Raw genomic sequence first — 13,709 nt, 5'->3', positions numbered from 1 at the left:
CCCGACCTTTGAACGGAGCAACACCCATGACCGATACACGCGATATCACCCTGGAAGTAGGCGAGCAGGAATTCACCTTCTCACTGACCCCGCAGGACGTGACGAAGTACTTCAATGCCGTTACCCAAGCCAACAAGGTTTCGCCGGCGAACAACCTGCTGGTGACCACCGTAAAGCAGGAGCAACGCGCCACCCTCAAGTCCCAGTTGGGTAACCCGGTGCTGGTCATGCAATTGGCCGGCGCGCTCCTGGAAGAGTACGGCCCGGACATTGAAATCACCGTAAAAAAGCCCTCGACCACGCCGAACGTCTGACCGAAAACGGCCTGGGCCAGCTAGTGGCTCTTGCCGGTCGCTGGCTACCTGGTGCCGAGCCCACTGCCGAGGTGATGGGAACGGCCAAGTGGCTGGAGGACGAACACTGGCGCCGCATGGAAATCGCCATTGCCAATGGCATCGCCTACGCACTCAACGGATAAACACTGATGGCTGACAAAAGCGCCCGCCTGGCCTTCATTTTGAGCCTGACCGATAAGGTCACCGCCCCCATGGGCAAGGTGAAAATGGGCTTTTCTGACCTGGCTGAACAGAGCGAAAAACACATCAAAACGATGGGGTTTGGTCTGGCAGGCATTACGGGCGCTTACGTCGGTATCACCCAGTCCATGGAACCCGCCTTGGAGATGAACCGCGCCCTGGGCGAGGTCCGATCGCTGAACGTGGCCGAAGACGCCTTGAACTCGCTGAACCGCAAGTCACTGGAGTTTTCGGTCGCCTATGGCGAGAACGCCAAAGATTTTGTCGCCTCGGCGTACCACATTGAGGGCGCTATCAAAGGGTTGGTTGGCAATCAGCTGGCCACCTTCACCAATGCCAGCAACGTGTTGGCCAAGGCCACCAAGTCCGACGCCGACACCATGGGCACCTATGTCGGCACCATGTACAACCTTTTCAAAGGCCAGGCCGACGCCATGGGCAAGGGCCAATGGGTTGAAACCTTGGCTGGCCAGACGGCCACGGCCGTGCAGCTGTTTCGCACCAGTGGGGAGCAGATCGGGGAGGCGTTCAAGGCTGCAGGAGGCTTGGCCAGCACCGCCGGTGTGAGCCTGGCCGAACAGATGGCAGTGCTGGGCACGCTGGGCAGCACCATGGACGGAGGCGAGGCCGGCGGTCTCTACAAATCCTTCTTTGAGAACGTCAGCAGTGCGTCTGAAAAGCTGGGCATGAAGTTCGTGGATCAGCAAGGCAAATTGCTGCCGATGATGGACATCCTGGACAAGCTCAAAGGCAAGTTTGGGGATCTATCTATTGAGGCCAACGGCGCGAAGCTGCGCGATGCTTTCGGTGGCGAAGCTGCACGGTTGATCAGCAGCCTGATGGGCGACACCGACCGGCTGAAAAACGGCATGGAGCGACTGGGCAATGTGCGCGGCCTCGAGAACGCCGAGCGCATGGCCAAGAACATGGTGGACCCGTGGCAGCAGTTCAGCTCCGCTGTCGAGGCGTTGCGCATTGCCTTTGGTCAGGCGTTGATCCCGATCCTGACGCCGCTGATGGAGCGCCTGGTGGGGATTGCCAGCACGTTGACCCGCTGGACTCAGTTGTTTCCCAACATCACCCGCCTGATTGGAATCGTAACGCTGTCGTTCCTGGCGATTACTGCCGCCATGTCGTTGCTCACACTGACAGTGGGGCTTTCGAAAATGGCGTGGCTGGGGGCCGTTGTGGTGTGGAATGCCCTCACCTGGTCGGGTTATCGCAGCATCGCCATGTTCCTGTACCACACCGTCATGGTGGTGGGGTTCGTGGCTGGTCTGGTGCTGATGGTCGCCTGGATGGGCCTGGTCAAAGGCGCGATGTTGCTGTGGCAGGGCGCGATCTGGCTGGTCAACACCGCGTTGTTGGCCAACCCGGTGGCCTGGATCGTGATCGGCATTGTGGCCCTGGTAGCGGCCGTGGCGGCGGCGATTATCTATTGGGACGACTGGACCAGTGCGCTACTGAACAGCGAGGCGTTCCAGTGGGTTAGCGGCCAACTGACTGCGCTGTCGGAATGGTTCGACTCGATGGGCGGTTGGTCGAACATGGCCAGCGCTGCGTGGGATGCCATCGTCAACGTTTTCAAAAGCGCTATCAATGGCTTGATCGAGATGTTGAACAAGATCCCCGGCGTGAACATTGAAGCGGCATTCGGGGACATGCCGGCGGCGCCAGAGCTACCCACCATCAGTGCCCCGCAAGTCGAAGCGCCGTTACTGCCGCAACTGGTCGGCGCGCCCCAGCAACCGATCCAGGCACCGCCCCTGGTGTTGGCCCCCACGCCTAAAGCACCGGCGCCGGTGATGCCGACGCTTGAAGCGTTGCAGCCACCAGCAAAGGCGCCGGCACTGGTATTGGCCCCGACGCCGGCCGTGGCCACACCTGCAGCGTTGCAGCCGCCGGCACAGCTACCGACTCAGGTCCTGGCACCGGTGCCGAAAGCGCCGGCACCGATGGCTCAGCCCCAGACGCCCCGTGAATTGCCGCGCACATTGCCCAAGCTGGTGGCAGTACCACCGGTGCAGACGCCGGCGCCGATCGGACCGCAGTTAACCATCCCGCAGCCGCTGCAGACGCCGCCCCTGGTAACCGCTCCCGCTCCCACGGAGAAGGCTGAGCAAAGCCAGCAACGCATCAACGGCTCGGTATCAACCCTGTCTCCGAAACGGCCTGACGCGGTACCCCGGGGCGGCTTCCTGGCCAGCATCCAGAACAACAACCAAACCCAGAACAAGGGCACTCATGTGGAGAACGTCAACATTCACACCGGCAAGCAAATGAACCCGCTGGAACTGGAAGGCATGTTGGCCATGGCGGTGGGCGGATGAGCGAATACATCGACCTGCTGATCATGGACAACGACCTGGTACTGGACCCGTCGCGTCAGCCGCTGCTGATCGAGGACCGGGCCAGCATCGCCCAGGACATCGCGCACATGATCCGCGAGAGCGGCTTGCTGGTCACGCTGGTGGCCGAGCGTAGCCGGCTGCGTCAGCGCGACTGCATTCAGCAGCTGGAGTTGCTGGTAGAGGCCGACGCGCGCCTGGTACCGGGCACGGCGCTGATCAAACAAGTGGAGTCTGGCCGTTACCTGGTCACGGCGAAAACGCTGAAATTTGGCGACATCGAGGTGACGTTGTGAGCGACGTAGATTTTAAGCAGGCACTGGCAGACGGCGGCATTCCGGTTACCGAGGACGGGTTGCGCCAGGCCTGGGAAAAGGAGGTCGCCGCGCAAGGTAGCAAGTTGAGCAACACCAGCGCCTATTCGCCGTTCTGGCGGCTGATCACCGCTCTGGTGACCAAGCCGGTGCTGTGGCTGATCAACTTTGTCAGCGGCACGGTTCTGCCCAATTTCTTTGTTAAAACCGCCGTGGGTAAGTGGTTGGACATGCTGGCCTGGGCGGTCAACGTCGAGCGCAAAGGAGCGACCAAGGCCCAGGGCACGTTGTTGTTTACCAGGGACGTCGCCGGCGGCCTGCTGGAGTTGCCCGCCGGCATCCTGGTGCAATCCGCCGCTATCAACGGCCACATTTACCAGCTGATCACCACCCAGGCTGCGACCTTTGCGGATGGCGTGCTGCAGCTGGAAGTCCCGGTGGAAGCGCAGGAAGTGGGCAGCGGCTACAACCTGGCCCCGGGTTACTACGCAATCCTCCCCGTGCCCATTGCCGGCATCGCCCAAGTGGTGAACGCGGACGGTTGGCTGATTGCACCAGGTGCAGACCCTGAGCCGGACGATCAGCTGCGTTTGCGCACACGCAACCAGTTCTCGGCAGTCAATCAGTGGCACACCGATTCGGTGTACCGCGCCATGATTTCCGCCTTCCCAGGTGTGCGGCCGGACGGGGTGTATTTCCTGCATGGCGCGCCACGGGGGCCCGGCAGCGCAAATGCCTACGTGTTGTTTGATGCGGACGTACCGGCGTCGACGTACCTGGAGCAAATCAACTCGCATATCCGTGACCAGGGCAACCATGGCCACGGTGATGACATGATGGTAATGGTCATGCCTGAGACACAACACTCGCTCAGCCTCACCTGGTGGCCCCGGCCATTACTGACCATCGAGCAACGCGAAAAACTGCAGGCGGAAATTGGGCAGTTCATCCGCGCGGCCTTTCGGGAGAGCGGCACCGGCGACTATCAGCCGACGCTGACCTATCCCCAATCGCGGTTCTCGTTCAGCCGCCTGGGCGAAGAACTTCACCAGCAATTCGCCGGTATTGAGTCGCTGCATTTTGACAATGCCGACATCGTGTCAGAGCTGAGCATTCCCAGGATCAAGACCCTGCAGGTGGTGCCGGCATGATCAAGCTGAGTTTGCCTTTCTGGCTGGACGGCCCGCAGTTGGCCAAGTTGAAAGCCGCCGCCCAGTCCTGGTGGGAAAAGGTCGAAGGTTGGCTGCAGTGGCCGCTCCTGCAGATGGACGCGGACACCTGCCACCTGACCGTCCTCGATCTGCTGGCCTGGCAGCGCGATATCAGCCGTTTCAAAGACGAGCCGGAAAGCCTCTACCGGCTGCGGGTGAAGTTCGCCTTCATCAACGCGGTTGACGCCGGCAGCACGGCCGGGCTCAAACGCATCCTGCAGCGACTGGGGGTTGGTTACGTCGAGATCAACGAGCGGTTACCCGATCGGGATTGGGACGTGGTGCTGCTTCGCCTCTCTGATTCGCAACTGTCGCAAAACCCGGAGCTGATGCGCGTGCTGATTCAACAGTACGGCCGCACCTGCCGGCGCTATGACTTCGTGACCATCACCCCCGTATCACTGCGCATCGTCGCGGTGGACTTCAACGACGACCAGCAAACGCTGGTTGCCAGCCTGTAGGAGCCCCCATGGGAGCCAGCATTACCCTTGCAGGTGAAAGCCTGATCTCGCAGAAAATCGGCGCACAACAATCACTGAGCGTTGCCCGATTTGTCCTGGCCAACGTGCCCGGACTTGACCCGAATGCCGGTGTAGATCGAACAGCGGGCAAGCCAGTGCCGGCACAAATCGTCGGCACCTATGACGTTACCCAGAAAGGTTTCGTAAATCCGAACCAGGTGGTCTATAGCCTGATGCTTGGTAGCGATATTGGGGACTTTGACTTCAACTGGATCGGCCTTGAGACCAGTGAAAACGTGTTGCTGGCCGTAGCGTATGTGCCGGTACAGCAAAAGCGCCGAAACATCCCGCCGCGTCAGATCGGCAACAACGTGACGCGTAATTTTTTGGTGGTGTTTGACGGCGCCCAGGCGCTAACCGGGATCAAGATCGATGCCAGCACCTGGCAGCATGACTTTACTGTTCGGCTGGTCGGCATCGACGAGCGCGAGCGATTGAGCAATCGCGATGTCTTCGGCCGCGCCTGTTTTCACAGCAGCGCTTTCGAGATGGAGAAGGTCGGCGCTGCTTACCACTTGAAACCTGGTATTGCGTATGTGGAAGGTATCCGACTAGAGCGCAAAAGCGTGCAGGCGGTTGAGGTTCCATCAATTCCCAACAAGGTTTGGCTTGATGTGAGTCTGCAGCGCGAGCTGAGCGATGTCGTCGGCACGCACCAGGTCGTTTTCGGTGCTGATAAGCAGGACTACACCGACAACGCCGGTGTTCGCCACTACCTGGTCCCCATTGCTGACATCCCAACCACCAGCGCGATCAACGACCTGCGAGCCGTCGAGCCGATCACCAGCGAGCTGATCAAGCATCTGGCAGCCCGGACAGGTGACTACCCCCGTTTGCGCGCCAGAGCGACGACCAAAGCTGACGTAGGGTTGGACCAGATCCCGAACGCCATCAGCAATGATTCAAGTACGGATGACCCGTGGATTCTCGCGACAACCCGCATGGTTCAGGTCGTGCGTAATCATCTGTTCGCCGGCATTAATGCGCTGGTGGATGGAACCACCGCTGCGGGCAGGGCGATAAAGTTGGTCACTGCGCGCAGGTTCAATTTCAGCGGCGCAGCCACCGGCAGCGCGACATTTGACGGTTCAGCTGACGCCAACGTGACACTCACACTTGCTGATAGTGGTGCGGTGGCGGGTGCGTATACCAAAGTCACCATTAACTCTAAAGGGCTGGTCATAGCGGGGGGTAATCCTTCAACCTTGGATGGCTATGGCATCACCGACGCATACACCAGAAATGGGGCATACGACACTTTTGTAAAACAAGGTGGTGGCATCGGCCAAACGACAAACCGTGTGTTTATTGGTTGGTCTGATATAGGGCTCAAGGCAACAGTTGACTCCACTGATTTAGGCCGGATTTGGACCGAATACAGTTTCAATCCTAGCACCAAAGCGGATAAGTCGAATTCGCTTGCGGGTTACGGCATCAAAGACGCCTACACGATAGAACAAACTAATCAGCAGATTAATTACCGTGTTATCCGCGATGGAATAACCACCGCCGGCCTTGCTGGTGGTGATATAAATCTCCCGTATTTCCGTCGAGAAACAGATGGGCAAATTCAATATTTGCAACCGAGGCTCGGATATACGCCAGTTCAACAAGGCACTGGGGTTGGGCAGCTACAGAATCTTATTAAAATTGGTTGGAGTGGTAATGCACTCAAGGTTACCGTTGATAATCTGGATCTTGGCGTAGTCTGGTCCGCGTGGAACTTCAATCCTGATGATAAGGCTAACAAGGGTAATTCCTTAGAGGCGTATGGCATCACGAATGCCTACACAATCGAGCAGACTAATCAACAGCTTTTGCTCAGGGCTGTGGGGGATTCTGTTTCTACGATAGGCTTTGCAAGTGGCAACTCGGCTTTCCCGTACTTCCGGCATAAAGATAATGGGCAGGTTTATTACCTTCAGCCCCAGCTTGGATTCATCCCCGTCGAACAAGGCGGTGGCGCGGGGCAGGCTTCAAACAAAATTCGGTACGGTTGGGATACTCAAGGCCGTGGCATGCGTACTCAGGTTGATAGCGCGGACATGGGGCTGCAATGGGGGGAGATGAACTTCTATCGACCTGACAGCAATAATTTTATGCCCGTCGGAGTAACCGGTACATCAGTACAACTTCCGCCTGGGGGTTCATGGTGTTATTCGCTCATGCACTACTATGCCGCTGGGCAGGGTGTTGTTGGTAAAAGCGGTCATGCACCTGGTGGCACCATAATTTCATTTAGTGGCGGCGCAACTATTTACGGCTTCGCTTGGAGATATGCACCGTGATTGAAGTGAAAGATATCAACGTAGTTGAGCCAGTCGCGCTTGTTGATGAGTCCCCAGTGGTCCCTCCAGCGGAGGTGATGGTGACGTTCAGTGACGTGTCAGTTAAAACCGATAAGACATTTGTGGTCACCATTGCCGGCAACCGTTGTCATGTAACTCAGGACTACAACGAGCCCTTGTTTCAGGCCGTTCGCGCTTATTTGGATGATGGCGGTAAGTTTTCAAAATATTCGGAAGATGTTGTCGTCGAGTCAGATCCTCTCGTACTTGCCCGACTGTGGGCTGAGACCAGTTTGCAAACATCGGAAACTCTCGTTGCTCAATATCGCGATTCGCGCGACCTGGGCGGGATCACTCCTATTACCGCGGTGCAATTCACAGCGCTGCTGACTTGGCGTCAGGCCTTGAGGGATTGGCCGAAAGCCAAACGCTATCCGGCGGAGTCGAGCCGGCCGAATTCGCCGGAATGGTTGAGCGCGGTTCTGAAAAATGACGAATGATTGGGCGCCGGTAACCATGCGTTGGCCTGCCCAGGCCACGCAGTGGATGGGGCAATTGTCAGAGGCCCAAGGGCTGGCCAGCGGCGAGTTGGTTGGCACTTCCAAGCGTCTTGCAGACCTCAGCGGTAAAACGACTACCAACCCAGGGCCAGTGGGTGGCACCGCGCAATCCGTAATTGCTGCAGGACGTGCAGCGCTTGCTGATCAGATGGGCGAAGCGCCGGCGTGCCTGGTGGTTACGCCGTTTCAAAGCGGCGTTGGCCAGGGGCGCGGCTATCAGCGTTTCCTGTCTGCACCGAACTTGCTGCAGCAGCTGGCCGGCAAACTGGTGGACGTGAGCGACACAGGCCGGCCCGATGGTCAGCAGCACGCTCTGTGCCTGATGTTCTTGGCCACTCGCTTTGATCAGTTAGCCGAGAGCCTGGCGCGCTTTAATGCCTTGCTGCCGATGCCTGACCTGGTGCGGGCCGAGCGCCGAGCGCGGCACCTGTCCAAGCTGGAAACGGAAAAGTGGGAGATCCCCACCGCCGGCGCGTTGCCGCGCTGGCAGGATTTGCCCCTGGAGCGTTGCACAGTGGTTAAGGCGGCGCAGCAATCCATGGCCGGACAGATCGCCGTCCTGGAGAGCTACGCCGCCGACAGTTCGCCCATGGCCGACCTCTCGGCCCTGGCCAACCGCAAGGCCGCGCAGCAACAGGGCCGTGACAAGCAGTTGGCAGATCTGAAAGCCCTGCTGGCTGATGGCAACCCTGATAGCAGCATGCGTGCGCGGTTGATCGGCCCGGGCAACGCTACCGAGCTGAGCCGCCGGCTGCTGGCCGGTGACGCCCCGGGGCACGAATGGGTGTTGTGCGCCGGCGCGCTGCTGGTGGGATCTGAGCAGGGCCTGAGCTTTGTTCGTGAACTGGTGGGCCTATGACGCTGCTACTCGACGGGCAAGAGGTGCGCGGGAAGAACCTCAAGGTCACCGGCAACCTGCGTATTGAGAGCGACGATCTGTCAGGGCAGACCAGCAACACCGACAAGGGACACAAAGGGTTCAAGCCCAAAACCCTGACGGTCACGTTGATGATTCCTTTCGTTGACCAGGTGCAGTTGCGCGATCTGATGCGCCTGGTGGAAGCAACCGCCAGCGGTGGCCAGCTCAAGACGTACCGAATCGTCAACGACACCGCCGCCGCGTTTGGCATGCGCCAGGTGACGTTCACCGAAGGTGTCAGCGCCCGGGAAGACGACAGCCTGCGCGGCTGGCTGATCCAATTCACCCTGGCTGAAAAATTGTCCAACCCGGAGAAAGTCGAAGGGCGCCGATCGGGCAACGCGGTGACGGCGCAATCTGGCCCGGGCGGGGCGGTTGGCGGCAGTGGCGGTGGTGGCGACTCACCTGGTGCGCCCGAGGAACTGACCGGTTTTGAAGCGACGTTGAAGAAAGTTGACACCTGGCTGGGCGGGAGTGGCAAGGAATGAAGCTGCACAAAGAGTTGGCCATCAACGGCAAGCCGTATGCCCTGGTCAAAAATGAAGTCCGGCTGGATGCGAAAAGCCCAGGCCGGGCCGTGTTCACGATTCAGGCCACCGCGCCAGTTAAAGGCTTGGTAACGCTCGATATCGGCTACAACGGCAGCACACTGCAGCGTCACTTCATTGGCTACGTGGAACGCTCTACCACGGCCAGCAGCACCCAGCAGGTGCTGTTCTGTCGTGAACTTGCCGCGATCCTGGCTAATCCGCTGCCGCTGAACCTGCGCCACGTCGACCTGCGCGCTGTCCTGGTCGAAATCGGCAAGCACACCGGTTTGCGCTTCCGCGTCCCTGAACAGCCTTATGCCAGCGTCAAGGCGCCGTTTTTCTACAGCCTGGCCGCCGGCTATCAAGCGATGGACAGCCTGGCCCGGGTATTCAACATTCCCGACTTCATCTGGCAGCAGCAGGGTGACGGGGAAGTGTTCGTGGGCAGTTGGGCTGACAGCTTCTTTGGCGTTCGCTCGCCGCTGCAGCTGCCGGTGGAGCTGTTCGACGACTACCAGGGCAACCAGAGCGCGATGATTGCAGCCCTTCCCGGGTTGCGACCAGGCGCAACGATTAACCACGGCGAGCGCATCACCAGTGTGGCGCTCATCGACAACCAGATGGCCATCCGATGGACGACGCAATCCGCCGCAGCGTAGAACGACAATTCCCCGAACTCACCGGTGGTTACCACCTGCCACGCTTTGCCCGAGTTGTCGCCGTGGCTGACCCGCCCGCCGGCGCCGGGATCTGCGACGACTTCCGCCCCCGCTACGCGGTCGACATCGAGGTCATGGGGCCGGACGGCGAGCCAGACACCAAGCTGCCGATCCTTGCCGGCGTGCCTTTACCGCTGCCCACCGGTGGCGAGGAAATGGGAATCTATGCGTTCCCCGAGGAAGGCACCCAAGTCGTGGTTTGCTTTGCCTACGGCCTGCCGCATAAGCCTTATATCCAAACCATTTTGCCGCACGGCTTGAGCATGCCCAGCGTCCCAAAGGGTGACCAGGTGTGGCAGCACAGCGAGGCTTGCCAGCAGCGCGTTGACGCCGACGGCAACTGGCTACGTCAGACCGACGGCAAGATCGTGGACAAGGCGATCGAGCGCGAAGTAGAGGCGATGGGCAATACCGAGCGGTTCCAGAGCCACACCAGGACCGTGGACGACCATTCATCCGAGTCGGTAGGCGGCATCAAGACGGTTGAAGCCCTTGGCGCGCTCAAGTTGCTGTCGGGCGGATCGGCGAGCTTTGCGGCGGTGGATGATCTGCATCAGGCGACCGGGCGGGATTTGAACCTGGTGGTGGCGCAGAAGTACAACGCCACGATAGGCGGCGACGTGGTGGAGAAAATCGAGGGGTTGCGCAGAAGCGTGGCAGCGGTCAGCCAACGGTTACAGGCACCGAAAAATTGGATCGGTTCCGAGAGCGTCAATCTGTTCCAGGTAGTGTGTGACACCCTCGATCTGCTGCAGCAGATGAACACGCAACTGGCGGCACATACTCATGGACCAACGCCGCCACCTGGTAACGCTGCTGCATTCACGGCCAACGCCGCTACCGCCATTCAAATGGCGGGAAAGTTGAAACCCGTCACTTTGTAGCCTTTACCAATCCTGACCGTCTAGCTTGCAACCGTACCAGGCTTCTCCCAATATGCGCGCCTGGAAAAGCACTTGCGTAAAGGACAAAACACTGTGCATAAGATTTCATCATTACAAGCGGCCAGAGGGCTGGCCGCACTTGCAGTAATTGCATTTCACTCGCTATTCATCAATGCAAAGTACATTCCGGGTGCCACTTGGTTACCGGACATCTTCGTGTTTGGGCAAACTGGTGTGGATCTGTTTTTTGTAATAAGCGGATTCGTTATGGTGCTTGCCTCAGCAAACAAGTTTGGTGTGCGAGGCGAGATTTTTAACTTCCTCAAAGGTCGCGCAATACGTATTTATCCGGTCTACTGGGTTTACTTCTTTGCTGTGTTGCTGGTGTTTATGTTAAAGCCTGGCATGGTCAACAGCTCTCAAGCGGGCGAAGTAAATCTTCTACATTCGTTCCTTCTTTTGCCTGACGCCAATTTGCCCCTTGTACTGGTCGCCTGGTCGTTGATCCATGAAGTTTGGTTCTACCTGGTATTCGCCTTTATTCTGCTGTTACCACAACGTTGGGTGCCGTTGGCTTTCGCTGCGTGGCTCTGCTCTGTGGCTTTAGTCTCTGTGCTTTACAGTGGCCCGGTTAGCCCATATTTACGGACTGTTAAGCACGAATTTTCGATTGAGTTCATCCTCGGCGCGCTCGCCGGCATCGTGTACTTGAAAGCCATCAGTGAACCATCTAAATGGCGCTTGCCTACTGGCACGGTCGCTTTGTTCGGTATTTGCCTGATAGCTTATGCCGTGATATCGGGTTTAATCGACGGGTCAGATGTGATTCAGTCTATTTCTCTAAGTCGGGCGTTTATAGTCGGCGGTGGTTATACGCTGTTATTGCTCGCATTGGCACTGCAAGAGTCTAAATCTCAATGGGCGGTGCCGGGCTTCCTAAAGTCTTTGGGTGACATGTCTTATTCACTTTATCTGTCGCATATACTTACGCTAAGTGTGTGTGGTCGCATTTGGACTGCGTTGGGAAACGCAGAGGGAGGAATCGTTGCTTCTGTTCTTTTCTGGGCAATATCCCTGCCAGTAGTTATTATCGTTGGGTATTTGAGTTATAAGCTGATAGAGCGCCCTTTGAACAAGTATCTTTCCCGCGGCCTAAAAGTGAAAAGAATAAGTCAGCCAGTAGTCAATTAAACACTTGCCGGATCTTATTATTCATAAGGTCCGGCTGATCGATTTCATCCCTGCCGGCACCACCAAGATTGTGCGTAAGCACACCCATCGACGTACTCAATACCACTCAGAACAAACCCTGTGGTAGCCATCCCCGATAGCGTGGCATCGAGCAAGCAAGGCAGCGGGGACGGCTCTTTCGGCCATCCTGAAATAACTGTCGCGACATTCGAACTGCGTCCCAATTCTTCCCTCGTCTGAGCCACGACACTGACGTCACCTTTGATGGCAGCGTATTGCCTCCTTTCAAGGGCAGTCAGAGCTACGCCTTTGCAGCGCATGGGAGTTATCAGCATGTGCATCGAAACTACCTCCTATTCGCTCCAGGGCTCATCTAAGAGTGCTTCAACGGCATAGGCCAGGGCTCCATCCGCTTGTTCCAGAAAGTCGCTTAACTCATAGCGGTCAATTGATCCCGCTCGATGGAGCGCGTGCGCGTTCTGGATCAAGGCTTTGTGGTGTGTCGCGGGATGTCTCAACAACTCCGCCTGATCCTGCAGTAATGCGTGCCAGGCGCGTTTCGTAATGGCTGGGGAGCCGAGGTTGAAGTTCATGGTGATGGCTCTGCGCTTAACTGTATATGCAACCAGTATATGGTCATGCCATTCCAGTGCGTGACTGATCCGACGAACTGCGACGGCTGAGCGCGAGAAACCGCCGCGTTTGAAAAAATCTTTCCGAAAAAGCACTTATCCCCCTCCCGCCGACGGGGTTTGCGTCCTTTTTTTGTGCAAAGCGGGAGGCAGTGCAAACAAACCTGCAGCCCAGGCGGGCCGGGGGGCTCTGCGGGTGATCGGCAATTTCACAGATTGCAAAATTTTGAACAGAAATGCAGCGGGTTTGCAAAGAGGTGTCTTGAACGGGCACGAACGGGGATCAGCTAAAGTCCCCGACTTCATTGGTCGAAAAATTTGAAAACGCTCGGATTGCGGAGTTTTCGAAAATGCGACGGATCTATTTGAGGCGGCAACTGCGTACGTGCGGATAGAGGGGAATATCTCTACAGCCCTCGATTTGCGTGGTCTGTAGCGATCCGGGCCCATTTCATTTGTGCGCACTGCATCGGGAGCTTTTCGGAGCTTCTTAGATTTGGATCTGCCGTGCAGAAAAACGCCTATTAGATGATAGAGATTCCCAGGTGGGGGGTGGCCATTTTAAAAAGAGTAATAACGGCAAGAGACGATCGGAAATCGGCTGGAGACCACGGTTTTATTGGGGTTCAGATATCACATTGAGAAGTGATATGGAGTGATATGAAAAGTAATATTCCGGCCAAACCCCCGGTTTCATTGGGTTTGGTAAGTTAGGAATATCACCTTATAAAAGAGTAATACAATTACTTCTATATCACTTAAATATCACCTTTCCCGAATACCGCTCCAAGCCTTATAGGCCGTGGCTTACAGCTTGGTTCGGGCTGCAATATTACCTTTATCACTCTTTTTTTCGGCATAAGCACATTTTAGAAAGCCCGCCCTGGTATGGATGGCTTCCCGGGTTGCGCGGTGCTGTGTGCGAAGACGTCCGCCGCTGGGACATTCCGACGACCGGGCCCCACGCCTGGGGATGGCATAGGGACTGCTTATTACGTCGCTTGTTACGTCTAGCGCAAAAAACAAGGGCCTGCATCGCTGCAAGCCCTTGATTTA

15 protein-coding genes are annotated in these 13,709 nt (G+C 57.5%); 13 read left to right on the top strand and 2 right to left on the bottom strand.

What is annotated here, in order from left to right; translation table 11 throughout:
- Positions 1-26 precede the first annotated feature (26 nt).
- The 13 genes from A7D21_RS30070 to A7D21_RS30015 all read left to right on the top strand — a co-directional run bounded on the left by A7D21_RS30070 (position 27) and on the right by A7D21_RS30015 (position 12,021).
- Positions 27-314 (top strand): putative phage tail assembly chaperone, encoded by a 288-nt coding sequence (locus A7D21_RS30070; RefSeq protein WP_069553417.1) that lies wholly within the window; start codon positions 27-29, stop codon positions 312-314.
- A gap of 23 nt (positions 315-337) precedes the next feature.
- Positions 338-478, top strand: a complete 141-nt coding sequence (locus tag A7D21_RS35960; protein ID WP_019360422.1) for a hypothetical protein — start codon at positions 338-340, stop codon at positions 476-478.
- A gap of 6 nt (positions 479-484) precedes the next feature.
- Entirely contained in the window at positions 485-2,866 is a 2,382-nt protein-coding gene (locus tag A7D21_RS30065) for a phage tail tape measure protein (protein ID WP_069553416.1), read from the top strand.
- Positions 2,863-3,180 carry a DUF2590 family protein gene (locus A7D21_RS30060; RefSeq protein ID WP_069553415.1) on the top strand — a complete coding sequence of 106 codons (318 nt, stop codon included), beginning with the start codon at positions 2,863-2,865 and terminating at the stop codon, positions 3,178-3,180. The genes A7D21_RS30065 and A7D21_RS30060 overlap by 4 nt, the downstream gene beginning before the upstream one ends.
- Positions 3,177-4,349 carry a baseplate J/gp47 family protein gene (locus A7D21_RS30055; protein ID WP_069553414.1) on the top strand — a complete coding sequence of 391 codons (1,173 nt, stop codon included), beginning with the start codon at positions 3,177-3,179 and terminating at the stop codon, positions 4,347-4,349. Before A7D21_RS30060 ends, A7D21_RS30055 begins: the two co-directional genes overlap by 4 nt.
- On the top strand, positions 4,346-4,870 hold the full coding sequence (locus tag A7D21_RS30050) for a phage tail protein (protein ID WP_069553413.1): 525 nt from the start codon (positions 4,346-4,348) through the stop codon (positions 4,868-4,870). The genes A7D21_RS30055 and A7D21_RS30050 overlap by 4 nt, the downstream gene beginning before the upstream one ends.
- A gap of 8 nt (positions 4,871-4,878) precedes the next feature.
- The gene (locus tag A7D21_RS30045) at positions 4,879-7,218 is read left to right on the top strand and encodes a phage tail protein (protein ID WP_069553412.1); all 2,340 of its coding nucleotides are present in this window, start codon (positions 4,879-4,881) and stop codon (positions 7,216-7,218) included.
- On the top strand, positions 7,215-7,718 hold the full coding sequence (locus A7D21_RS30040) for a hypothetical protein (protein ID WP_069553411.1): 504 nt from the start codon (positions 7,215-7,217) through the stop codon (positions 7,716-7,718). Before A7D21_RS30045 ends, A7D21_RS30040 begins: the two co-directional genes overlap by 4 nt.
- Complete coding sequence (locus A7D21_RS30035; protein WP_069553410.1) at positions 7,708-8,637, top strand: hypothetical protein; 930 nt, start codon at positions 7,708-7,710, stop codon at positions 8,635-8,637. Before A7D21_RS30040 ends, A7D21_RS30035 begins: the two co-directional genes overlap by 11 nt.
- A complete protein-coding gene (locus tag A7D21_RS30030) occupies positions 8,634-9,185 on the top strand; it encodes a DNA-binding protein (RefSeq protein WP_069553409.1) in 552 nt (183 codons plus the stop codon). Before A7D21_RS30035 ends, A7D21_RS30030 begins: the two co-directional genes overlap by 4 nt.
- Positions 9,182-9,886 carry a hypothetical protein gene (locus tag A7D21_RS30025; RefSeq protein WP_069553408.1) on the top strand — a complete coding sequence of 235 codons (705 nt, stop codon included), beginning with the start codon at positions 9,182-9,184 and terminating at the stop codon, positions 9,884-9,886. The genes A7D21_RS30030 and A7D21_RS30025 overlap by 4 nt, the downstream gene beginning before the upstream one ends.
- Positions 9,859-10,830, top strand: coding sequence for a hypothetical protein (locus A7D21_RS30020; protein ID WP_069553407.1), 972 nt, complete (start codon positions 9,859-9,861; stop codon positions 10,828-10,830). The genes A7D21_RS30025 and A7D21_RS30020 overlap by 28 nt, the downstream gene beginning before the upstream one ends.
- Before the next feature lie 72 nt (positions 10,831-10,902).
- Positions 10,903-12,021, top strand: coding sequence for an acyltransferase (locus A7D21_RS30015; protein ID WP_256556859.1), 1,119 nt, complete (start codon positions 10,903-10,905; stop codon positions 12,019-12,021).
- 44 nt (positions 12,022-12,065) lie between these two features.
- Here the strand turns inward: A7D21_RS30015 and A7D21_RS36380 are convergent, their stop codons facing one another.
- Together A7D21_RS36380 and A7D21_RS30005 are read right to left on the bottom strand one after the other, a co-directional pair.
- Positions 12,066-12,362, bottom strand: a complete 297-nt coding sequence (locus A7D21_RS36380) for a hypothetical protein (RefSeq protein ID WP_069553405.1) — start codon at positions 12,360-12,362, stop codon at positions 12,066-12,068.
- 12 nt (positions 12,363-12,374) lie between these two features.
- Entirely contained in the window at positions 12,375-12,614 is a 240-nt protein-coding gene (locus A7D21_RS30005; protein WP_069553442.1) for a hypothetical protein, read from the bottom strand.
- Positions 12,615-13,709: the final 1,095 nt, after the last annotated feature.

This window comes from Pseudomonas sp. AP19, from assembly GCF_001728855.1.
Taxonomy (GTDB): domain Bacteria; phylum Pseudomonadota; class Gammaproteobacteria; order Pseudomonadales; family Pseudomonadaceae; genus Aquipseudomonas; species Aquipseudomonas fluorescens.
Note: the sequence above shows the minus strand (reverse complement) of the source record. Positions and strands in the feature narration are given on the sequence as shown.

Bases quoted from the DNA above. Each gene is read 5' to 3' on its own strand.
- A7D21_RS30050 (WP_069553413.1), top strand. From the start codon at position 4,346: ATGATCAAGCTGAGTTTGCCTTTCTGGCTGGACGGCCCGCAGTTGGCC.
- A7D21_RS30005 (WP_069553442.1), bottom strand. From the start codon at position 12,614: ATGAACTTCAACCTCGGCTCCCCAGCCATTACGAAACGCGCCTGGCAC.
- A7D21_RS36380 (WP_069553405.1), bottom strand. From the start codon at position 12,362: ATGCACATGCTGATAACTCCCATGCGCTGCAAAGGCGTAGCTCTGACT.
- A7D21_RS30070 (WP_069553417.1), top strand. From the start codon at position 27: ATGACCGATACACGCGATATCACCCTGGAAGTAGGCGAGCAGGAATTC.
- A7D21_RS30065 (WP_069553416.1), top strand. From the start codon at position 485: ATGGCTGACAAAAGCGCCCGCCTGGCCTTCATTTTGAGCCTGACCGAT.
- A7D21_RS30035 (WP_069553410.1), top strand. From the start codon at position 7,708: ATGACGAATGATTGGGCGCCGGTAACCATGCGTTGGCCTGCCCAGGCC.
- A7D21_RS30030 (WP_069553409.1), top strand. From the start codon at position 8,634: ATGACGCTGCTACTCGACGGGCAAGAGGTGCGCGGGAAGAACCTCAAG.
- A7D21_RS30020 (WP_069553407.1), top strand. From the start codon at position 9,859: ATGGACGACGCAATCCGCCGCAGCGTAGAACGACAATTCCCCGAACTC.
- A7D21_RS30060 (WP_069553415.1), top strand. From the start codon at position 2,863: ATGAGCGAATACATCGACCTGCTGATCATGGACAACGACCTGGTACTG.
- A7D21_RS30045 (WP_069553412.1), top strand. From the start codon at position 4,879: ATGGGAGCCAGCATTACCCTTGCAGGTGAAAGCCTGATCTCGCAGAAA.
- A7D21_RS30025 (WP_069553408.1), top strand. From the start codon at position 9,182: ATGAAGCTGCACAAAGAGTTGGCCATCAACGGCAAGCCGTATGCCCTG.